Annotated in this window: 18 protein-coding genes; 7 read left to right on the top strand and 11 right to left on the bottom strand. The window is 71.2% G+C overall.

Translation table 11 applies throughout. The annotated features are described in order from the left end of the window. The first annotated feature begins 247 nt into the window (after positions 1-247). The 3 genes from D7X74_RS16170 to D7X74_RS16160 all read left to right on the top strand — a co-directional run bounded on the left by D7X74_RS16170 (position 248) and on the right by D7X74_RS16160 (position 4014). A complete protein-coding gene (locus D7X74_RS16170; protein WP_233602118.1) occupies positions 248-1933 on the top strand; it encodes a DUF1592 domain-containing protein in 1686 nt (561 codons plus the stop codon). Beyond that, complete coding sequence (locus D7X74_RS16165) at positions 1930-3258, top strand: DUF1552 domain-containing protein (RefSeq protein WP_120533864.1); 1329 nt, start codon at positions 1930-1932, stop codon at positions 3256-3258. Before D7X74_RS16170 ends, D7X74_RS16165 begins: the two co-directional genes overlap by 4 nt. A gap of 96 nt (positions 3259-3354) precedes the next feature. Then, positions 3355-4014 carry a CAP domain-containing protein gene (locus D7X74_RS16160; RefSeq protein ID WP_233595654.1) on the top strand — a complete coding sequence of 220 codons (660 nt, stop codon included), beginning with the start codon at positions 3355-3357 and terminating at the stop codon, positions 4012-4014. A gap of 4 nt (positions 4015-4018) precedes the next feature. Here the strand turns inward: D7X74_RS16160 and D7X74_RS16155 are convergent, their stop codons facing one another. The 3 genes from D7X74_RS16155 to D7X74_RS16145 form a co-directional block, all read right to left on the bottom strand. Further along, a complete protein-coding gene (locus D7X74_RS16155) occupies positions 4019-4963 on the bottom strand; it encodes a hypothetical protein (protein WP_233602117.1) in 945 nt (314 codons plus the stop codon). A gap of 91 nt (positions 4964-5054) precedes the next feature. Further along, positions 5055-5732, bottom strand: coding sequence for a lipopolysaccharide assembly protein LapB (locus D7X74_RS16150; protein WP_158620401.1), 678 nt, complete (start codon positions 5730-5732; stop codon positions 5055-5057). Between the two features lie 52 nt (positions 5733-5784). Further along, positions 5785-5997: a hypothetical protein gene (locus D7X74_RS16145; RefSeq protein ID WP_120533861.1), complete on the bottom strand. Its 213-nt coding sequence runs from the start codon at positions 5995-5997 to the stop codon at positions 5785-5787. A 116-nt stretch (positions 5998-6113) separates the two neighbouring features. Between D7X74_RS16145 and D7X74_RS16140 the strand changes: the two genes are divergently transcribed. Further along, positions 6114-6749 carry a CAP domain-containing protein gene (locus tag D7X74_RS16140; RefSeq protein WP_120533860.1) on the top strand — a complete coding sequence of 212 codons (636 nt, stop codon included), beginning with the start codon at positions 6114-6116 and terminating at the stop codon, positions 6747-6749. Between the two features lie 24 nt (positions 6750-6773). On the opposite strand, the gene D7X74_RS16135 is transcribed toward D7X74_RS16140, so the two are convergent. From D7X74_RS16135 to D7X74_RS16125, 3 genes are all read right to left on the bottom strand, one after another. Beyond that, positions 6774-7607: a dienelactone hydrolase family protein gene (locus tag D7X74_RS16135; RefSeq protein WP_120533871.1), complete on the bottom strand. Its 834-nt coding sequence runs from the start codon at positions 7605-7607 to the stop codon at positions 6774-6776. Between the two features lie 225 nt (positions 7608-7832). After that, complete coding sequence (locus D7X74_RS16130) at positions 7833-8672, bottom strand: FKBP-type peptidyl-prolyl cis-trans isomerase (protein WP_120533859.1); 840 nt, start codon at positions 8670-8672, stop codon at positions 7833-7835. 218 nt (positions 8673-8890) lie between these two features. After that, positions 8891-9148, bottom strand: a complete 258-nt coding sequence (locus tag D7X74_RS16125) for a GlsB/YeaQ/YmgE family stress response membrane protein (RefSeq protein ID WP_120533858.1) — start codon at positions 9146-9148, stop codon at positions 8891-8893. Positions 9149-9250: 102 nt separating this feature from the next. On the opposite strand from D7X74_RS16125, the gene D7X74_RS16120 reads away from it, so the two are divergent. Next, on the top strand, positions 9251-10357 hold the full coding sequence (locus D7X74_RS16120; RefSeq protein ID WP_120533857.1) for a GNAT family N-acetyltransferase: 1107 nt from the start codon (positions 9251-9253) through the stop codon (positions 10355-10357). Between the two features lie 13 nt (positions 10358-10370). Here D7X74_RS16120 and D7X74_RS16115 read toward each other — a convergent pair whose 3' ends face one another. Then, positions 10371-11831 carry an MATE family efflux transporter gene (locus D7X74_RS16115; RefSeq protein WP_120533856.1) on the bottom strand — a complete coding sequence of 487 codons (1461 nt, stop codon included), beginning with the start codon at positions 11829-11831 and terminating at the stop codon, positions 10371-10373. A gap of 306 nt (positions 11832-12137) precedes the next feature. Here D7X74_RS16115 and D7X74_RS16110 point away from each other — a divergent pair, with 306 nt between their 5' ends. Further along, on the top strand, positions 12138-13082 hold the full coding sequence (locus D7X74_RS16110; RefSeq protein WP_233595848.1) for a gamma carbonic anhydrase family protein: 945 nt from the start codon (positions 12138-12140) through the stop codon (positions 13080-13082). A gap of 58 nt (positions 13083-13140) precedes the next feature. Next, positions 13141-13551, top strand: a complete 411-nt coding sequence (locus D7X74_RS16105; RefSeq protein ID WP_147446578.1) for a hypothetical protein — start codon at positions 13141-13143, stop codon at positions 13549-13551. 7 nt (positions 13552-13558) lie between these two features. On the opposite strand, the gene D7X74_RS16100 is transcribed toward D7X74_RS16105, so the two are convergent. The 4 genes from D7X74_RS16100 to D7X74_RS16085 are packed head-to-tail and all read right to left on the bottom strand — an operon-like array spanning position 13559 to position 20044. Then, positions 13559-14728 (bottom strand): aromatic ring-hydroxylating dioxygenase subunit alpha, encoded by a 1170-nt coding sequence (locus tag D7X74_RS16100; RefSeq protein WP_120533853.1) that lies wholly within the window; start codon positions 14726-14728, stop codon positions 13559-13561. A gap of 19 nt (positions 14729-14747) precedes the next feature. After that, positions 14748-16409: a GH3 auxin-responsive promoter family protein gene (locus tag D7X74_RS16095; protein WP_120533870.1), complete on the bottom strand. Its 1662-nt coding sequence runs from the start codon at positions 16407-16409 to the stop codon at positions 14748-14750. Positions 16410-16428: 19 nt separating this feature from the next. Next, the gene (locus D7X74_RS16090; protein WP_120533852.1) at positions 16429-17190 is read right to left on the bottom strand and encodes a hypothetical protein; all 762 of its coding nucleotides are present in this window, start codon (positions 17188-17190) and stop codon (positions 16429-16431) included. 4 nt (positions 17191-17194) lie between these two features. Continuing rightward, positions 17195-20044, bottom strand: coding sequence for an FG-GAP-like repeat-containing protein (locus tag D7X74_RS16085; protein WP_233602116.1), 2850 nt, complete (start codon positions 20042-20044; stop codon positions 17195-17197). Between the last annotated feature and the right edge of the window lie 133 nt (positions 20045-20177).

Below are 20177 nucleotides of genomic sequence, written 5' to 3'. Positions count from 1 at the left end.
CTGCTTCCGGTGAGGCCCGGGGCCCGTCGCCCGCCTGACCCGCCCCCCAGGGCAGGAGTCGGCGCGGCGCCCACGCGGCCCACGTATCCCACCCGGTCGCGGAACTTCTCTTCCCTTCCCGGTCCCTCCCTCCGCGCGCATCCCCTCCCCGGGGATGGAGCCCGCGTCCACCCGTCACCACGCAGGGACTGGAGAGGCTTTTGCTTGAAGCGCGTCCGCCACGGATCCGTGGGGAGGAGGACGCGACGTGACAGCCTGTCGTCGAAGGCGGAGTCGGTGCTGGCGGGGGATGGGGCTCGCGGTGTTGATGCTCGCCAGCTGCGATGCCTCCATGCCCCGGGCTCGGGTGCTGCCGGGGCCGGACGAGGACCCGGGCAACAACCCGGTGGATCCGCTGGACACCCTGTGCCGGTTCGAGTCGCGCGACCCGGGCCGCGTCACCCTGCACCGCCTCAACCGCGCCGAGTACGACAACACCGTGCGCGACCTGCTGGGCGATACCCGAGCGCCCGCGCGCGACTTCCCACCGGATGACCACGGCTTCGGCTTCGACAACAACGCGGACGTGCTCAGCATGTCCCCGCTGTTGATGGAGAAGTATTCGCACGCGGCGGAGAAGTTGGTGGAGACCGCTTGGGCGAAGGGCACGCTGAGCACCTGCGTGCTGGACCCCGCCGCGCCGGAGCCGTGCGCGCGCGACATCTTGCGCACCTTCGCGCGGCGCGCCTGGCGAAGGCCGGTGTCCGAACAGGAGGTGGAGCGGCTCGTCGGCTTCGTCGCGGTGGCCCGGCAGCAGGGGGACGCGCCGGAGGTGGGGGTGAAGCTGGCCCTGCGCTCGGTGCTGGTGTCGCCACACTTCCTCTTCCGCGTGGAGCTGGAGCCCACGCGCGCGTCCCCCGACGCGCACCCCATCAGCGACGTGGAGCTGGCCAGCCGCCTGTCCTACTTCCTCTGGAGCAGCATGCCGGACGAAGCGCTGCTGACGGTGGCGGAGGGTGGCCGCCTGCGCGACCCGGCGGTGCTGGAGGCGCAGGTGCGGCGCATGCTGGCGGACCCCAAGGCCCGGGCGCTGGTGGACAACTTCGCCGGCCAGTGGCTCTACACGCGCGCGCTCGACTTCTCCCAGCCGGAGGCGCGCTACGGCTTCGACGAACCGCTGCGCGAGGCGATGCGGGAGGAGACGAAGCTGCTGTTCCAGGAGTTCATCACCGGCGACCACCGGCTCAAGGACCTGCTGGACGCGCCCTTCACCTACGTGAACGACCGGCTGGCGAAGCACTACGGCCTGCCGCCTCCGGGCACCGACGCGATGACGCGCGTGGGGCTGGAGGGCCACCCGGAGCGCTCGGGCCTCTTCGGCAAGGGGGCGCTGCTCACCGTCACCGCCAACGCGGACCGCACCTCGCCGGTGAAGCGCGGCGTGTGGGTGCTGGAGCAGCTGCTGTGCAAGGGACCGCCGCCTCCGCCTCCCAACGCGGGCGGACTGGCCCCGGCGGTGGACCCCACGCTCAACATCAAGGAGCGCATGCGACAGCACCGCGTGGACCCCACGTGCTCGGGGTGCCACACGCTGATGGATCCGCTGGGCTTCGGCCTGGAGAACTTCGATCCGGTGGGCCGCTGGCGCGTGAAGGAAGAGGGCGGCGCGACGGTGGACCCCAGCGGGGAGCTGCCCGGGGGCAAGGTGTTCAACGGCGTGGTGGAGATGCGCGCCGTGGTGAAGCAGGACCCGGCCCTGTCCGCGTGCATGACGCGGCACCTGCTGTCCTACGCGCTCGGCCGGGGCGCGGAGGCGTCTGACCGCTGCAACGTGCGCGACATCGCCCAGCAGGCCGAGTCCCAGGGCGGCCGACTCACCGACTACATCCTCGCCATCGTCCGCAGCGACGCGTTCCAGAAACGGGGTGGCGACACGGAAGGACCCACGCCATGAGCCGCCAGCCCCTCCTGTCCCGTCGGACCCTGTTGCGCGGCATGGGCGCGCTGATGGCGCTGCCCCTGCTGGAAGGCATGCGCCCCGGCGTGGCCCGGGGTGCCCCCGTGCCGGCGCCGCGCCGCTTCGCGGTCTTCTACACGCCCTGTGGCATCCACATGCCCAAGTGGACGCCCGGGGGCGTGGGCGCGAACTGGTCCCTGACGCCCACGCTCGCGTCCCTGGCGCCCGTGAAGAATGACGTGCTGGTGCTGAGCGGCCTGGACAACCTGCCGGGCAGGCCGGACGGAGATGGCCACCACGCCGCCGCGACGTCCGCGTTCCTGAGCTGCGTGAAGGCCCTCAAGACGGAGGGCTCCAACATCCGCACCGGCATCTCCATGGACCAGGTGCTGGCGAAGGCCGTGGGCAAGGCCACGCGCTTTCCGTCGCTGGAGCTGGGCATCGACCAGGGCAAGGGCATTGGCAACTGCGACTCCGGCTACGCGTGCCCGTACGCGAACAACATCGCCTGGGCGGGGCCCTCCACGCCGGTGCCCAAGGAGACGAGTCCCCGCGCCGCCTTCGAGCGGCTGTTCGCGGACTTCGACCCGAACATCACCCAGGCGGAGCTGGTGAAGCGGCGTGCGTACGGCCTGAGCATCATCGACGCCGTGCGCGACGACGCGAAGGCGCTGGAGGGCCGGCTGGGCACCACCGACCGGCGCAAGCTGGACGAGTACTTCACCGGCGTGCGCGAGCTGGAGATGCGCGTCAACGCGATGGAGGGCGCGGGCCCGACGTGCGGCGCGGTCGCGGCCCCCGTGGACACGCTGGACGTCCGCGAGAAGACGAAGGCGATGATGGACCTCATCGTGCTCGCGTTCCAATGCGACCTCACCCGCACGTGCACCTTCATGCTGGGCAACGCGCGCAGCCAACGCGTGTATTCGTTCCTGGGCCTGTCCGGCGAACACCACGCGTACTCGCACCACCAGAAGGCCCAGGCCAACTACGACGCGCTGGCGAAAATCGACAAGTGGGAGGTGGAGCAGTACGCGTACCTCCTCCAGCGCATGAAGGGCGTGCTGGAGGGGGAAGGCACCCTGCTGGACCACAGCGCGGTGTACTTCTCCAGCGAGGTCGCCGACGGCAACATGCACGAGCACACGAACCTGCCCATCCTCCTCGCGGGGCGCGCGGGCGGAGCGCTCTCCCCGGGCCGGCACGTGCAGTACGAGGACGTGCCCCTGGCGAACCTCTACATCTCCCTGCTGAACATTTTCGGCGTGCCCGTGACCACCTTCGGTGACGGCACGGGGCCGCTGACGGGATTGGCCGGGTAGCGGAGACGAGCAGGCACCCGCTCGGGCACCCCGGGGGCTGCCTGCTCCGTTCACTTCTCCCTGCACGGAGGGGCGCGGCGCGGGATGATTCCGCCCATGCCTCTTCCTGTGCTTCGTCGCGGGCTCGCCGTGGTGTTGCTGGCCCCGTTGCTCGGCTGTGTCTCCACCGCGAACCCCACGCGTCCCGCGCCTGCCTCCGCGAAGAAGGGCGCGGCCACCGCCGCCGCGCGCAAGCTGCCCGCGGCCACGCCGACACCGACGCCGTCGGATGGCACGCGCAAGCCCGTGCCTTCCGCCGCCGACCTGAAGCGCGACATGGTGGCCGCGCACAACCAGGCGCGGGCCCAGGCCTCGCGTCCCACGCCGAAGCCCGCGCTGCCGGCGCTCACGTGGTCCGACGAGGCCATGCGCAAGGCGGAGTCCTACGTGAAGGAGTGCCGCTTCGAGCACAACCCGGACCGGGGCACGTTCGGGGAGAACCTGGCCGCCGCGACGCCTGACACCTGGACCACCGCGCAGGTGGTGAAGAGCTGGGCGGACGAGTCCGCCGACTACGACTTCGCGCGCGGCACCTGCAAGCCGGGGAAGATGTGCGGCCACTACACGCAGGTGGTGTGGCGCAACACGAAGGCGGTGGGCTGCGCGACGCGGCTGTGCACGAAGAACTCGCCCTTCGGCAAGGATGTGGGCACGTGGCAGCTCTGGGTGTGCAACTACGCGCCGCCGGGCAACTGGGTGGGCCAGAAGCCCTACTGACGCCCTACCGGGCCGCGAGCGTGATGACCTCGATGCCGTCCTTCGTGCCCACCGCGAAGCGGCGGTTCACGGGGTCCATCGCGAACGGCGGAGGGGCAGGCACGTGGTGGCGGATGCTGCCCAGCGCCAGGCCCGTGTCCAGGTCCTCCCAGCGCTGCACGACGCGGCCGGTGGCGCGCTCCACCCGCTTCGGATGCTTGAAGAAGTCCACCACGTGCGCCGCGTCCACGACCATCAGCGGGCCGGCGGGCTCCTCCAGGGGCACCTCCGACAGCACCTTGCGCTCCGCGAGCGAGTACGTGCCCAGGTGGAAGGTGTCGCCGTCCCTGGTGGATTCGTCCACGCGGACGAAGACGAGCGTGTCTCGCGCACCGAAGGCCGCGGACATGAAGAACAGCCCCCCTTCCTCCGTGTCGGCCAGGAGGTTGCCCTTCTCCAGCGACGTGGGGTCCTCCAGCGCCCGGGACACATCGAACACCGACACCGCGTCCACCGGGTGCCAGATCCACCCCGCGCTCGACAGGTAGCGCCCGTCCGGGCTGAACTGGAGCCGCGAGTGGAAGAAGTCCACCGCGTCATTCGTGCGCTTCGTGAGGCGCTCGCCCGTCGCCACGTCCTCCAGCTCCAGCACGCAGTAGGAGTCCGGACAGTGGGCCAGGAGCGTGCGGCCACTGGGGAACGTGTGCAGGGCGACGGGGTAGTCGAAGACGTTCGCCTGGTAGAAGTCGCGCTGGAGCTGGCGCATCACCCGGGTGCCCTCCAGCAGCAGCCCCGTCGTGCCCAGCGATTCGTACAGCACGCTGTAGCGCCCGTCCGGGGACACCACCGCGCGGTCGAAGCGGTAGGCGAAGTTCACGTGCGGGTCGAAGCAGGTGCCGTCCAGGTGGTAGCGCACGCCGCCACCCACCGGGTCCACGAGCGCTTCGCCGCTCCAGCACAGGGAGGTCACGGCACAGCGCGTCTTCAGGGTCTGTCTCTGGAAATCCATGGCCCCCGTGACGGGGGCCACCGGGGGGCCCTGACACCCGGCCCCGGAAGGCTCAGGCCGGGATCATCGTCAGGAGCTGCTGCGCCTGCGCGCGCAGGTCCTTGTCGTCGCCCTTGAGGACCTTCTGGACGTGATACCGGGCCCGCGCGGGGTCACTGAGGCGCAGGGCCAGCGCCAGGTTGAAGTGCGTGGGCGGATCCGCCGGGTGCGCTTCCAGCACCGGGCCGAGCACGCGCACGGCGAGCGCGGGGCCTTCCTGGGGGACATGCTCCAGGTAGTGCACGGCCAGGTCGTTGGGGGCGCCCGTCTCCGTGGGCGCGAGCGCCACGGCCTCCTCCAGCAGCGTGCGCACCCGGCCACGCTGGCCCGCGACGTCCAGCGCCCGCGCGAGCTGCCGGCGCGTTTCCACCGAACCGGGGTCCCGGCGGAGCACCTCCTCGAAGAGGGGCACGGCCTCCGTCAGCTTGCCGGCGAGCAGCGCGGCCATGGCGTGCAGGCCGATGAAGTCGGTGTTCTCCGGCGCCAGTTCGCGCAGCCGCACCGCGGCGGCCAGGGCGTTCTGCGTCAGGCCCCCGAGCAGCGACAGGTTGAAGACCTCTTCCCAGAGGACCACGTCGTCCGGGGCCAGCGTCAGCCCGTCGCGCAGCTCCTGCAGGGCCAGCCCCAGGTCGCCCGTCTCCAGATACGCCCGCGAGCGATCCCACTGCGCGCGGTAGGACTCCTTCACCATCATCACCCTCCGTCGGGGCAGGCCTCCGCCGGAGGACACCCGGATGGGACGCTCAGCCCCGGAACACCTTGTGGAACAGCCGCATGAACATGCCCGACTTGGGCGCGGTCTCCGGGCGGCCGGACTGCTGCTGCTGCGCCTCCGCCTGGAGGTCCAGCTTCATCTTCAGCTTCTTGAGGTCGGGGTCGATGGAAAAGGTGCTGAACTCATCGTTCCCCTCCAGGGCTGTCTGGACCTTGCGCGCGCGGGAATCATTCTGGCTCATGTCGCGTCTCCTGACCGAACATCGCACCCTAGCACAGCGTGCCATCCCACCCCACCCTGGCGACCCTCCCCTGTCCGCTTGCCCGTACACCCACCCGCACGCGGATAATCCAGCCCATGCGCCGCCTCCCTTCCCTGCGTTCCCTCTCCGCCGTCGGTCTGCTCACACCGTTGCTCCTGCTCGCCTGCATTCCTGACGGGGACACGACGGATCCCACCTCGGACGGGGGCCTCGGCGGTGACGCCGGCACCTCCGGCGACGCGGGCACGACGTCCGACGGTGGGCCCGTGGGGCCCACGGCGTTCGCCACGGACATGCTGGAGGCCCACAACGCGGCCCGGGCCGCCGCGCAGCCGACGCCGGCCCCCGCGCTGGCGCCGCTCGTCTGGGACGCCACCGTGGAGGAGACCGCGCGGAAGTGGGCGGACAACTGCAAGTTCGAACACAACCAGGGCCGGGGCAACGCCGGGGAGAACCTCGCCGCCTCCTCGCCGGACAACCTCACGACGAAGGCGGTCGTGAAGGGCTGGGACGACGAGAAGAGCGACTACGACTACGCGAAGAACGCCTGCGCGTCGGGGAAGGTGTGCGGCCACTACACGCAGGTGGTGTGGCGCAACACCACCCGGCTGGGTTGCGCCTACAAGCGCTGCACGACCAACTCGCCCTTCGGCGGGAGCTTCCCCACGTGGGACTTCTGGGTGTGCAACTACGCGCCGCCGGGCAACTACGTCGGCCAGCGTCCGTACTGACGCGGGCCGGGTCTGCGCGCGCCCTCAGCGCTTGAGTGTGCGCGCGAGGAACGCGGACGTCTCCGCCCAGGCCGCCGCGGCGGAGCGTTCGTCGTACTTCCCACCGGACGGGTTGGCGAAGGCGTGGTCCGCGTCGTACTCCAGGATGCGGCTTCTCACGCCCGCTTCGTCCAGCGCCTTCTCGAAGGCGCGCACCGTCTCCTGCGGGATGGACTTGTCCTTCGTCCCGAAGATGCCCAGCACCTGGGCCTTGATGCTGGAGAGCTGCTGCGGATCCGTCACCGGGTGGCCGTAGTAGAGGACCGCCGCGCTCAGCTCCGGCACGGCCATGGCGGTGCGCAGCGACCAGCCACCGCCGAAGCACCAGCCGATGCTGCCCGTGCGCGGGGCCTGGATGCGCGGGTCGCTCTTGAGGAACGCGTGCGCGGCCAGCAGCGTCTTCGTCGCCTGTTCAGCGTCCACCGCCTTCACCAGCGCGAGCGCCTCGTCGGGGTTGGCCGCCACCTTGCCGCCGTACAGGTCCACCGCGAGCGCCGCGTAGCCCTCCGCGGCCAGGCGGTCCGTCCAGTGCTGCACGTGCTCGTTGAGGCCCCACCACTCGTGGATGACGATGATGCCGGGCAGCGGGCCCTTCGCGTTCTGCGGCAGGCTCAGGTAGCCCTTCGCGCCGCCGGGCAGCTCCACCTCCACGCCCTTGCGCGCGGGCGCGGCGTCCGTGCGCAGGGTGTGCATGGCCTTGAACTCCTCCTCGGAGACGGCGCCCGTGGCGGAGGGCGTGCGGTCCACCTCCGCCGGCTTGCCCGTCGCGCAGGCGCCCAGCATCAGCGCCGCCGCCAACACCCACGTGAGCCTCTTCATGTCCGGCTTCATCGTTGTCGCGTCCTTTCAAGGCCCGGCGCTCTTCGCCTGGGACCCGTTGCGTGCTCGGGCCCGGGCGTAACGCGACGGGGACGGAGGCGCCAGTGCGTTGGGCCGCGCGGTGTCGTCCGGGAACGCGAAGAGGGCCGGCGCGAGGGAGTGTCCCCCACGTCCGGCCCTCGTCTCACCGCTCCGCTCGCGCGGGAGCGATGGGTGCGGCGGTGATTACTTCGTCGGCGCGGGAGGAGGCGTCGGCTTCGCGCCGGGCTTGCCGGCCGGGGGCGGGCCACCCATGCCGCCGGGCATACCGGGCATGCCGGGCATGCCACCGGGAGGCGCCTCGGGGGGCTTCACGATCTCGATGAGCTCCACGTCGAACACCAGGGCGGCACCGCCGGGGATGTTCGGGGGCGCGCCGCGGTCGCCGTACGCGATGTCGGAGGGGCAGGTGAGCTGCGCCTTGCCGCCGACCTTCATCTTCTGGAGGCCCTCGGTCCAGCACTTGATGACGCCCTGGAGCGGGAACTGGGTGGGCTCACCGCGCTTGAAGGAGCTGTCGAACTCCTTGCCGTCGGAGAGGGTGCCCTTGTAGTGCACCTTCACGATGTCGGAGGCGACGGGCTGGGCGCCGGTGCCCGCCTGGGTCTCCTTGTAGATGAGACCGGACTCGGTCTTCTGCGCGCCGGGCTCCTTGGCCTTCTCCTCCAGGAACTTGACCGACTTCTCCTTCTCCTGCGTGGCCTTGCGGACCGAACGCTCGCGGGCGAGCTCCTGGAGCTTGGGACCGTAGGTCTCCAGGTCCACGTCCGTCTTCTGACCGGACACCTGCGCGCCCAGGCCGGCCTTCACGAACTCCAGCTCCTGCGGGGTCATGTCGAACACGCTGATGCTGCGGCCGATGGACAGGCCCAGCGCGTAGAACGTCTTCTGCTCCTCGGTCTGGGGAGCGCCGGCGGTGGCCGCCGTGGTGGAGCCCGTGGCGCCGGGCTTGTCGCCCTGCGCGCCGCCCTGACCCTGGCAGGCCGTCAGGCTCAGCAGGGTCGCAATCAGCATCGTCTTCTTCATGATGTCGTCGCCTTTCCTTTGGCTCAGCGGCAGCCGACCGCCCGCTGCATGCCCGGGGCGCGGTCTACTACAGAAAATGCCCGCCATCCTCTTGGGAACCGTGCTTTCCCCGGATGGGTGTCCTGGCAGGTAGGACAACCGGCCGCCCGGCCTACAACCGGCGGGACGGGCGGGGATTCCCGGAAACAGGCCATGCGCGGCGCCCTGGAAGGCACCCCCTACGGCTTGCGTCCGAAGGCGGCCTGGGACACCAGCAGCAGGACGACGGCGCCCAGGATGGCGCCCAGGAAGCCGGTGGGCTCCGGGTCGCGCCAGTCGGTGCCGCGCCACACGGAGGTCAGGAAGCCGCCCACGAACGCACCCGCCACGCCCAAGAGCGTGGTGCCGATGCAGCCCAGGCGCTGGTTTCCCGGCAGCACGGCCCGGGCGATGAGGCCCGCGAAGAAGCCGAAGATGATCCAGCCCAACAACCCCATGGCACTCCTCCTGAGCCCTCGAGCGTGTGCCCCGCAGTCTGGCGCAGGGCACGCGGGGGCGGAAGTCCGGCGTCGTGTCGCATACGCTGCCGCGCACACCCCATGAGCCCCCTGCGACGCGCCACCCCGGACGACAACGCCGCGCTGTTGGATTTGTTCGGCGACGTGCCCATGACGGGCGACCTGGTGCTCAGCACCCAGCGCGCGCCGGACTACTTCGCCCTCTTCGCCATGCAGCGCGGCGAGGCCGAAGTCTGGGCCCACGGTGACGCGTCCCGCCTGGATGCCATGGGCGCCATCCACGTGCGCGACGGGTGGCTGGACGGCAGGCCGTGCCGCGTGGGCTACCTGGGCGATTTGCGCACCCGCTTCTCCGCGCGCCGGGCCCGGGGACTCGCCCGCTTCTATGGGCCCGTGCTGGAGGAGGCCACCCGGCGCCAGGGCGTGGACGTCTTCCTCACCGCCGTCATGGCCTCCAACGCCGCCGCGCTCCACGCCCTCGTGCGCCGCAACGCCACGCGCGAGGCCCAGCCGCACTACCACCTGCTGCGCGCCTTCTCCGCCATCTCCATCCAGTTCGTCCTCAACCGCCGCCCGCGCCCCAGCCGCTTCACCGTGCGCCGCGCCACCGCCGCGGACGTGCCCGCCATGGCCGCGCTCCTGGACGCCGACCACCGCGCGCGCCCCTTCGGCTACCGCTACGACACGGGCGAGCTGGAGCATCGCTTCGCCCACTGGCCGGGCCTGCGCGTGGAGGACGCGTTCCTGGCGTTCGACGCGGACGGGCGCCTCGTCGGCTGCACCTCCGCGTGGAACCCCGACGCGGTGAAGCGCTACCGCGTGATGGCGTACCGGGGCGGCATGAAGTGGGTGCGCCGGGGCTTCAACGCGCTCGCCACCGTGACGGGCGCGCCCCGCCTGCCGCCTCCCGGTGGGGACTTCCGCTACTTCTACCTTTGCAACACCTGCGTCCCCGGTGAAGACCCGGCGGTCTTCCGCGCGCTGCTCGACGCCGTGTACGCCGCGTTCCACGGCCAGGGCTTCCACTTCTTCACCCTGCAGCAGGACTCCGAGGACGCGCTGGCGCCCGCGCTGAAGGGCTTCCTCCAGCGCCGGCTGGACTTCCACCTCTACGCCGTCACGCCCGCCTCGCGTCCCCCGACGACCTTCGCCCGGGGACGCACCGGCTTCGAAATCTGTCTGCCTTGAGGGGGCTCCAGAGCTAGACGACGCGCGTCTTCCAGCGCCCCCGGCGGAACAGCACGATGCCGGACACGGACATCGCCGCGAAGGCCACCGGCACCGCGATGTACGCGCCCACCGCGCCCAGGCCGAACGGATGCGCCAGCACCCAGGCCAGCGGCAGCTCCAGCGCCCAGAGGCAGCACAGGTCGATGAGCGTGGGCGTCGTCGTGTCCCCCGCGCCGTTGAACGCGGAGGTGAGCACCATGCCGTACGCGCAGGAGACGAAGCTCAAGGAGAAGATGCGCAAGGCCGTGGCGCCCGTTTCCACCACCGCCGCGTCCGTCGTGAACACCCCCATGAGCGGTGTCGCGAAGACGAAGAACACCACGCCGATGGTGCTCAGCACGATGAGGTTGTAGCGGCCCGCCATCCACACCGCCCGCTCACCCCGCGCCACGTCGCCCGCGCCCATGCTCTGGCCCAGGAGCGTGGACGCCGCGTTGCCCAGGCCCCACGCGGGCAGCAGCGCGAACAGGACGATGCGGATCGCGATGGTGTAGCCCGCGAGCGCCGTGCTGCCGAACGACGACACGATGCGCACCAGCACCACCCAGCTGGACGTGGTCACCAGCGCCTGCACCATGCCCGCGCCCGACAGGCGCACCATCGCCAGCATCGTCCCGGGCTCCAGCGACACGTGCTCCCGCCGCACCTGGAGTCGCCCGTTCGCCTGCGCCAGCCGGAAGAGCTGGTAGAGCACGCCCGCGCTGCGGGCAATCGTGGTGGCCCACGCCGCGCCCACCACGCCCATCTCCGGAAACGGGCCCAGGCCGAAGATGAGACACGGGGCGAGCAGGATGTTGAGGCCGTTGGCCAGCGCCAGCGTGCGCATCGCGATGGCCGCGTCGCCCGCGCCCCGGAAGATGGCGTTGATGAGGAAGAGCAGGAGGATGCTCACCACGCCGCCCATCATCACGCGCGTGTAGCCCACGCCGTGCTCCAGCACCCAGGGCGAACCTCCCAGCGCCGTCAGCAGCGGCCGCGCGAAGACGATGCCCGCGATGGCCAGCACCGTGGAGAGCATCACGCCCAGGCCAATCGCCTGCACCGCCGTCCGCGCCGCCCGCTCCGAGTCCTTCTCGCCAATGCGCCGCGCCACCATCGCCGTGGCGCCGATGCTCAAGCCCATGCCGGCCGCGTAGATGATGGTGAGGATGGACTCGGTGAGGCCCACCGTGGCGACCGCCTCCGCGCCGAGCCTGCCGACGAAGGCGACGTCCACCACGGCGAACACCGACTCCATCAACATCTCCAGCACCATGGGCACGGCCAGCAGGAAGATGGCGCGCCGGAGGGGCAGGCGCGTCAGGTCCATCTCCGTGCCGTGCAGCGCCTCCTTCACCAGCGTCCACAGGCCCTTCGTCGGCGGGGACTCGGGGCCGGCGACGACGTCACGCGCCTCCGACGGGGACGTCTCTTCCAGGGGTGCGGGTCTCATGCGTGAGGCCTTCCTACAGGAACGCGGTGAAGGAGTGGCGCCCACCGAGACGCTCACGCCTCCCGTCCCCTGACGTCTGGAGGTGCCGCACCCACCCCTGTCCGTCCAGGGGGCGAGCGTCGTCTTCAGGACGGCGGTGTCGCGCCTGGGGGTGACACCCGATGAGAGGGGCGAGGTGTAGCTTGTAGCCTCCTGATGAGTCCTTCGACAGCGACCGCTTCCCCCCTGCCCACCGTGGTGGGACCCCATTTCACGCTGGCCTCGTCCGCGCGCCTGTTGGGCACGATCCAGGTCGGGCCAGGAGCCGTGATTTCCCGGGGCGCCGTCGTGCGCTCGGTGGGGGGCTCGGTGACCATGGGTGCCTCCTCCACCCTGCGCGAGGACGCCGTGATGGTGGGCACGCCCGAGCGCCCTGCCTTCCTGGGAGAGAAGAGCGTGCTGGGGCCCCGCTCGCTCGTCATCGGCGCGAAGGTGGGAGCGCTGTGTGACATTGGAGACAGCGCCATCCTGATGCCCGGCGTGACGGTGGGAGACCGCTGCGTGGTGGGCGAGGGCTCGGTGCTGCCTCCGGGCATGAGCGTGCCGGACGGGTCGGTGGTGTTCGGCCGGCCCGGCCAGGTGCTGCGGGTGCTCTCCGCCGAGGACGTGGCCCGCATGCAGCAGCGCCGGGGCGGAGACCTCTCCCTCACCGCTCCTCCTTTGACCTCTTTTTCAGCGCGGGACCGCGCCGAGGATGCCCCCATGGGCCAGCTCTACGCCTTCCGCGACCGTCACCCCTTCGTCCACCCCACCGCCACCCTCTTCTCCTCCGCGGAGATCTCCGGCGACGTCGTCATCGGCGCGGGCGCCATCATCGGCGCGGGCGTGAAGATCACCGGCGATTTGAACGGCCCGGTCCGCATCGGGGCGCGGGTGCAGATTCTTGAGAACACGGTGCTGCACCTCCTGCCGGACACCATGCTGGTGTTGGAGGAGGGCGTGGTGGTGGGACCGGGCTGCGTGCTGCACGCGTGCCAGTTGGGCGCGGGCACGGTGGTGGAGCCCGGCGCCATCCTCTGCGAGGGCAGCCACCTGGGCAAAGGCTGCCACGTGAGCGCCGGCAGTCTGGTGAAGGCCCGCGCGGTGTTCCCGGACTACGCGCTGGTGGAAGGCTTCCCCGCGGTGCAGGTGGGGACGCGCACGTCGCCGCCGGAGTCGCCGCGCTGGGTGCTGCGCCCGGAGGACCTGCCGGGCCTGCGGCGCATGGGGTGAGCCGTCCGCTCCTTGCACGGGTTGATCTGCTGGACCTGCTCGGGCATCTTCGGACGCCATGGGCAGGCTTGAGCAGATTGAAGCGGTCAGGGCGGTGTTCGAGATCGTGGGGCCGCTGGCCCTGGGGCTGATCAGCGGCTCGCTCTTCAAGAAGTTCGTGTTCCCCCAGGTCCTCGGACGGATGGGGAGCCGCCTCTCCGGGGTGGTGACCTCTCCCGCCAACGTCTTCTTCAACGGCCTGACCATCGGCGTGTTCCTGGGCGTGGCGGCGGCGTGCCATGCCTCCAACGCGCCGGAGACCCTGGCGTGGCTCCAGACGCACTTCAGCCTCCAGCCCCCACCGCTTGCGCTGCGGATCGCCTTCTTCGTGGCGACCTTCTTCTGCGGGTACAACCTCGCGACCCTCCCGTCGTCCACCCCCGAGGACGGCGAGTTCCAGGTGGATCCGCGCACCGGCCGGCGTTCGTAGGCGGGCGCTACACCCAGAACACCACGTCGCGCTCCGCGTCCTCGGGACCGGGGCCGTGGGCGCCCTCTCGCAGCCACCGGCGGTAGGCCTCCACGTCCGCGTGGTGCAGGTCCGCCTCCGTGCCGGAGTACACGCCACCACCGGGTCCATCCGTGAGGCCCTGGCGCTGCGTCTCCATGATGACGACGTCCTGCTGGATGACCTGCCGCGTGTACCAGCGCACGAAGGGTGTCAGCGCGCGGCCCACCCACGCGCCCGGCAGGTCCACCGGCAGCCGGTAGCTGATGGCCGTATACACGAGCGTGTCCGTGGGCCCGATGGGCGTGCACTGCGAGTTGATGGCGAAGCCGCTGTCACCCCACTGGTAGTCCACGCGGGTGACGTTGGGCACGATGAACTCATCCGTGTGCACCAGCGGCAGGCCGCGCGGGTTGAACAGGCGGCCCAGGCCCGTGAGCGCGTCCTCCTCCTGGAGGTAGGTCATCCGCACGCGGCCCGCGTGACGCTTCACCGTGGAGGGGACGCGCTTGCGCGTGGGGTTGCGGAACCAGCCCCGGTGCACGAAGGACGTGTGCGGCACGTCCATGAAGTTCTCCACCAGGTTCGTCACGCCGTTCGCGAAGCGCGTCACCATGAAGTAGACGGTCCAGCCGCGCTCGCCCCAGTAGGGCACGCGGAAGGGTTCGGCGCGCGCGCGCGTCACGTCCGCGCCCAGGTAGACGTAGACGAGCCCGTCCTGCTCCCGCGTGGGAAAGCGCGCGAGCCGCCCCAGGTCGCACGGCGCGGGCTTCAAGCCCTCGTGCGCGCAGGCGTCCGCGTCCAGCTTCTCTCCCCGCTGCGGAGGCCCCAGCGCCGGAATCTCCACCACCGCGCCAGACGCGTCGTACACCCAGCCGTGGTACGGGCAGCCCAGGCGTCCGTCGAACACGTCGCCCTTCGACAGGCGCGCGTTGCGGTGGAGGCAGCGGTCGCGCAGCGCGGTGGGCACGCCGTCGGGCCCGCGGAAGAGGACGAGCCCCGTGCCGAACACGGTGCGCGCCAGCGGCTTGTTCGCGGGCAGCTCCGTGGACAGACACGCCACGTACCAGAAGTCCTTCAGCGCCCCGCAGCGGGCGAGGTCCGCCTCCGCCTCCAGGTCCACCGTGGGCACCTGGGAACGGTCGTGGGGGTGTCTCATCGGATGACTTCCTTCCGGATCATGTCGTCGTTCCAGAGAACCACTCGGACCAGCCCGGTTGACGGTGCAGGTCCACGGGCTTGATGTCCCCCGCGCGTTGCCCGAGCGCGATGCACCGCGCCTCGTAGCGACGGGTTGCGTGCACCACGCGCACCGCGCGCACCGGCCCGAGCTGTCCAAGCTCGCGCGCATAGCGGTAGTGGTGGCCTTCGCACAGCGCGCGCTCCACGTCCGCCGCGATGGAGTCCAGGCGTTCGGAGGACAGGTCCGTCTCCAGGAAGAGGCGATAGGCGGGCGGCGTCCCCCACTCCGGCGCGAGCATCGCGAAGGCGGGACGGGGTGTGGACAGACAGGCGTCCAGCACCGTGCCCACCCGCGCGGCGGAGAGCTTCTCGCCCACCAGGTCCGTCACCGCGTCCGCTCGGCCCAGGAAGCGCAGGCAGGGGGTCGCGTGCACGAAGCCCTCCACGCGAACGAGGTCGCCCAGTCGGTAGCGCAGCAGTCCGCCGGACGTGGAGAGCAGCACCGCATAGGTGCGGCCCACCGTCAGCTCGTGCGCCAGGAGGGGGCGCGTGTCCGGACGCGTTGGATCCACGAACTCGTGGAAGTGGCTGCGCACCGCGAGCACCGGCGCGGGGGCATCGAAGAGCGGGAGGGTGATGACCCCTTCCGTGGCGAGCAGGCCCTTGCCCTGCACCTCCACACCTTCGAAGCGCCGACACGCGGGGGCCACCGCGTGCGCGGCCTGCGCGTCCGTCCACATGCTCAACAGCGCGAGCCCGGGCCACAGCGTTCGCCCGGATGCGCCGCCGTCGCGCAGGGCCGCACGCAGCACCTGGGCCCGTGCCGGGTCTCGCGTCCCCTGGAGTCCTCGCACCAGGGCATCCCAGGCCGGTGCACGGTCCGTGTCCGGCAGGCGCACGCCGTCCGCGTCGTGTTCGGGAGGCCGCAGCGTGCCGCGCTCCAGGTCTTCCGCCAGCCGCTCCCCGTGCCGCTCCAGCGCGTCCATCAGCAGCGTGAGGAAGCTGGGATTCCACACGCTCACCAGGGACAGGTCCGCGCACCGCACCAGGAACCACAGCGTCACGTAGCGGCACGGCTCCACATGCGGGGCCTGCCCCACCGCCCCCGGCACCGCGAAGACGCGGGAGAGCAGCGGCTGCAACGGACGCGGAAACCACGCGCTGTCCTCGGCGGAGCCCACCGGGATGCCGCCCTGGGTCCGGTGCTGCTTGCGGCCCAGCGGGGAGATGGACCAGTAGCTGGGGCCCGCGCGCACGGCGGGACGGCGCAGGAGCACCTCGTGAAGCATGGGCGCGAGCGCGCGCTGGAACTCTCCCAACAGGCCGCGTGTCACCGGCACCGGCTTGGAGGCTCCCGAGGAGCCGCCCGACAACTCGAAGCGCAACACGGGTTCACGCGTGAGGACGCGGGCCTCTCCCCGAGCGATGCGTTCGATGTCCGCCGTCATCGCATCCGGCGTGGACACCGGCACCGCGTCCTGGAACTCCCGCGCGGTCCGCACGCGTCCGAAGTGCACCACCCGGCCTGCCTGGGCCGTGCCTTCCGCTGCCTGGAGCACCCGCGCGAGGCACTCCGCCTGTGCCGCTTCAGGCTCCCGAAGCGCGTGACGGAAGCGCAGCGCGGACGGCGTCAGCGCCGCGAGGGTCGCGGTCAGCATCCGGCGCGAGGTCAGCACCTCACGTCCCCACGCGGATCCGCGACGCATCGCGCTCCCGGCGGGCCCACCGGCGAAGCTGTCCCCACACGCTGCGCGCCAGCGCCCGCGTCAGGTCCCAGCCACGGATCTCCACCAGGCACACCAGCTCCTCGCCGTCGCCATGGCCCGGGTTGCGCTCCGCGAAGTAGGCGATGTGCGGATGCCCCGCCGCGTCCCGGTCGATGGGCGAGACCCCATCCCTCACGCGGTAGTGCGCCCCATCGAACCGCAGCGTTCCGCGGCCCGCGTCGTACTGCGCGCCGAACCACCGCGTCGCCAGCGCATGCAGGAACTCCGACCGCCCGGACGGCGGCGTCCAGTCCCGCCTGGGGTGCGTGCGCGGGAAGTAGTTCACCGCCAGCAGGTACGTCTTGTATCCGCCCGACAGCAGCAGCCAGTACAACGGCCGCCACGGCCTGCGCAGCTTGCGCGCGAGCAGCAGCCGGCCGAACACCACCTGCAACGTCTTGTGGCCCCACCAGTCCGGGTGGATGACCGTGTCGCCCGAGTACAGCACCTCCGCCCCGTCCTCCTCCGCGAGGCGCACCGTGCTGAACCCCACCAACTCTCCCGTGCGCCGCGCGTGCAGCAGGAACACGTACTGCTTCGCGTCCAGGTCCTCCTGGAAGCGCTCCGCGCTCACGCCCACGTAGCAGCACTGCATCAACGCCAGCATCCGCGCCCGGGTGTCGGCGGAGAGGGCTTCGCGCCGCACGGTGGTGCCCTTCATCGCGGAGAGCATCGCTTCAGCGTCCTCCCCGTCGCGCCGTGGGAGCAGGCGGCTGGCGCACCTCCTGGTAGCGGTCCGCCTCCAGCGTCACCTCCTGCGGCTCGGCGCCATACCAGTGGACCGTCGCCTTCACCGGCCCCGCGTGACGGCCCAGGCCGAAGTGCAGACGCGGATCCGCCGATGCGGAGAAGCCGCCCATGAGCCCCACCTCGCGCACCTGCTCCACGCGCTGGCCGTTCTCCTCGTAGGAGACGACCACGCGCGTCCCCACCGCGCTCCGGTGCGTGCGCTGACCGTCGCCCACGAGCTCCAGCCCCACGAAGTGCGCGTCCGGCTTCGACTCCGGGGTGCTCGTGCGCAGCGTGTTGCGATACAGCGACACCGGCGCGTGCTGGTTGGTGACGAGCACGTCCAGGTCCCCGTCATCGTCCAGGTCCGCCATCAGCACGCCGCGCGAGTTGTCCGGCGCGTCGATGCCCACCTCCCGCGCCACGTCCACGAAGTGCCCCGGTCGCGCGCCGCCCAGGTTGAGGTACACGCGCCGCGCCTCGTTCGGATAGAGCACGCGGCCCCGGATGTCGCCCCACTTGTCCGCGTACGTGTGCACCTCCGGACCCGACTGCATCAGCTTGTGGTTCACGTACCAGTAGTCGTTGCGCTGCCCCTCCGGGATGCGCCACTTCGGCGCGTCCAGGCGCGCGTCCACCATGCCGTTGGCCTGCACCAGGTCCGGCCACCCGTCCGCGTCCAGGTCCCCCGCCGCCGCGCCCCAGCCGAAGCGCCGCTCGTTGAGCGCGCCCCGGAAGGTGGCCTCGTCCTTGAACGACGGCACGAAGGCGTCCTCCCCCGGCCCCACCATCCACAGCAGGCTGCCCTCCGCCTGGAGCGCGTGGTGCACGTTGGACACGTACACGTCCAACCAGCCGTTGCGGTCGAAGTCCGCCACGCTCGCGTTCATGCCCTTGTACGTGTCGCGGCCAATCTCCCCGAAGCGGTGGCCCACGAGGTGGCGGAAGTGCCGCCCGCCCTCGTTGAGGTAGACGTCGTCCGGCCCGAAGTCGTTGGCCACGTAGAGGTCCGTCCACCCGTCGCGGTTCAGGTCCACCGTGCTCACCGCGAGCGACCAGTGCGTCTGCGACAGGCCCAGCGCGTCCACGTCCTGCTTCTCGAACGTGCCGTCGCCGCGGCCCCGGTAGAGCGCGTTCTTCCCGCCGTTGTTCGCGTCGTGCCAGCCGTCGTGCATGAAGCGCAGCATCCGCCGGTCGCCCGCGTACTCGGGCGCGGGGAGCTGGAAGAGGTTGAGCGGCGTGGGCGTCGGGTAGTCCGGCAGGTGCGTCGTCATCGCGTTGAGCACCAGCAGGTCCAGGTGCCCGTCCCGGTCGTAGTCCAGGAACGTGAGCCCCAGGCTCACCGCGTGGTCCGTCACGCCCGCGGCCTCCGTCGCGTCCTCGAAGCCCGCCGTGCCCGTCTCCTTCAGCGTGTTGCGCAGCAGGCGCACCGGCCCGAAGGCCACCGCCACCGCGAGGTCCAGGTCTCCGTCCCCGTCCCAGTCCACGAACGTCCCGCCGCCCGCCAGGCCCTCTTCCTTGTAGCGGGTGGCGAAGCGCTCCAGCGCCGGCACCGCGACGCGTTCGAAGCGCAGGTCGCCCAGGTTGCGGTAGAGCCCCGCGTGGTGCTCCGGCGTGCCCAGCGGGTGCGTGAGGAACAGGTCCAGCCGGCCGTCGCCGTCGAAGTCCCCGGTGGCCACCGCGTCGCCTACGGCAACCAGCCACTTGGCCACGTGGGCCACGCGCGGATCCAACTCCTCCAGCGTGTTCCCCATCGTGGAGGACAGGCCCGCCTTCGCGACGTCCTGCGAGTCCAGGTGGAACGTCAGCGGCGCCGAGCGCGCACCGGGCGCGGCCATCACCGCGTGCCCCGTGGCCAGCACCGCGCCCAGCCCGCCCACCACGCCCACGCGGCGGAGCACGTCCGGGGACAGGAGCCGGCGCAGGGACTCGCGGCCTCCGGCGCGCCAGGCGGCCCGGGCGTGCATGAACACGAAGCGCGTGGTGGCCACGGTGAGCGCCGCGTAGAAGAACGTGTAGACGCTCTCCTTCAGGTGCAGCACCAGGTCCACGCACGTGATGGCCAGCGCGAGCAGCACCTGGGCCCTGGGCGTCCCCGGCGACGTGGCCGGGTCGGTGAGCATGTAGAAGACGAAGATGAAGAACGAGGGCGCGCCCAGCGTGCCCAGGAACAGCACCTCCGGCGGCAGGTGGTGGCGCAGGATGAAGGCCCGGAGCGCCGTCTGGAGCGCGTAGAAGGTGAGGAAGCTCACCACCAGCCAGCCCCGGCCCACGCGGAAGAAGAACAGCACCAGCGCCGCCATCACGATGAAGGCCGACAGCGCCACCTCGCCGTTGGCCCACTGGTAGGCGGGCGCGGCGGTGATGAGCTCCCGCGTGACGAGCAGCGACACCGCCACCGCGAACATCGACGGGTTGAAGACGTGCCGCCCCTGGAAGGTCAGCAGGTACTTGGAGCCGATGGCCAGCCACACCGGCAGCCACAACAGCGTGCTCGCGTGCGAGTAGTTGAGCAGCAGCGCCAGCGAACAGCAGGAGATGTACGCGGAGAGCGGCACCACCTTCTGGCGCTTCAGCACCCAGCCGAGCGCCGCGTCCAACAGCGTGCCGGAGACGACCAGGAAGGCCATCTGCCCGGGGCTGCGGTTGAAGCCGAAGAAGGTGAAGCCCAGCACGCCGTAGAGCGTGAGCAGCGCCGCGAAGGGCAGCCGGGGGTCATTCCACCGGGGGAAGACCCAGCCGCCCCATTCCACACGCGTGGCCACAGGGCCCGGCGTCATCGCCACATCCACACTCATGATTGACCGTCCCGGGACACGCGCGGAGCGTGCCGCGCCCGCCTCCAGGAGTCCAATCCCCACGAGGCTTGCATCCGACGCCCATGCGTGGAGTCGTAGCCCCTGACGATGTCCCGCACGCCGCCTCCCCTCC

It is taken from the genome of Corallococcus sp. CA047B, assembly GCF_003612065.1.
In the GTDB taxonomy this organism is placed as follows: Bacteria; Myxococcota; Myxococcia; order Myxococcales; family Myxococcaceae; genus Corallococcus; species Corallococcus praedator.
This window is presented reverse-complemented; position numbering and strand designations above follow the sequence as displayed.

Coding starts and splice junctions, on each gene's coding strand:
- D7X74_RS16165 (WP_120533864.1), top strand. CDS start 1,930: ATGAGCCGCCAGCCCCTCCTGTCCCGTCGGACCCTGTTGCGCGGCATG.
- D7X74_RS16160 (WP_233595654.1), top strand. CDS start 3,355: ATGCCTCTTCCTGTGCTTCGTCGCGGGCTCGCCGTGGTGTTGCTGGCC.
- D7X74_RS16150 (WP_158620401.1), bottom strand. CDS start 5,732: ATGGTGAAGGAGTCCTACCGCGCGCAGTGGGATCGCTCGCGGGCGTAT.
- D7X74_RS16145 (WP_120533861.1), bottom strand. CDS start 5,997: ATGAGCCAGAATGATTCCCGCGCGCGCAAGGTCCAGACAGCCCTGGAG.
- D7X74_RS16140 (WP_120533860.1), top strand. CDS start 6,114: ATGCGCCGCCTCCCTTCCCTGCGTTCCCTCTCCGCCGTCGGTCTGCTC.
- D7X74_RS16135 (WP_120533871.1), bottom strand. CDS start 7,607: ATGAAGAGGCTCACGTGGGTGTTGGCGGCGGCGCTGATGCTGGGCGCC.
- D7X74_RS16130 (WP_120533859.1), bottom strand. CDS start 8,672: ATGAAGAAGACGATGCTGATTGCGACCCTGCTGAGCCTGACGGCCTGC.
- D7X74_RS16125 (WP_120533858.1), bottom strand. CDS start 9,148: ATGGGGTTGTTGGGCTGGATCATCTTCGGCTTCTTCGCGGGCCTCATC.
- D7X74_RS16120 (WP_120533857.1), top strand. CDS start 9,251: ATGAGCCCCCTGCGACGCGCCACCCCGGACGACAACGCCGCGCTGTTG.
- D7X74_RS16115 (WP_120533856.1), bottom strand. CDS start 11,831: ATGAGACCCGCACCCCTGGAAGAGACGTCCCCGTCGGAGGCGCGTGAC.
- D7X74_RS16105 (WP_147446578.1), top strand. CDS start 13,141: ATGGGCAGGCTTGAGCAGATTGAAGCGGTCAGGGCGGTGTTCGAGATC.
- D7X74_RS16100 (WP_120533853.1), bottom strand. CDS start 14,728: ATGAGACACCCCCACGACCGTTCCCAGGTGCCCACGGTGGACCTGGAG.
- D7X74_RS16095 (WP_120533870.1), bottom strand. CDS start 16,409: ATGCTGACCGCGACCCTCGCGGCGCTGACGCCGTCCGCGCTGCGCTTC.
- D7X74_RS16090 (WP_120533852.1), bottom strand. CDS start 17,190: ATGCTCTCCGCGATGAAGGGCACCACCGTGCGGCGCGAAGCCCTCTCC.
- D7X74_RS16085 (WP_233602116.1), bottom strand. CDS start 20,044: ATGAGTGTGGATGTGGCGATGACGCCGGGCCCTGTGGCCACGCGTGTG.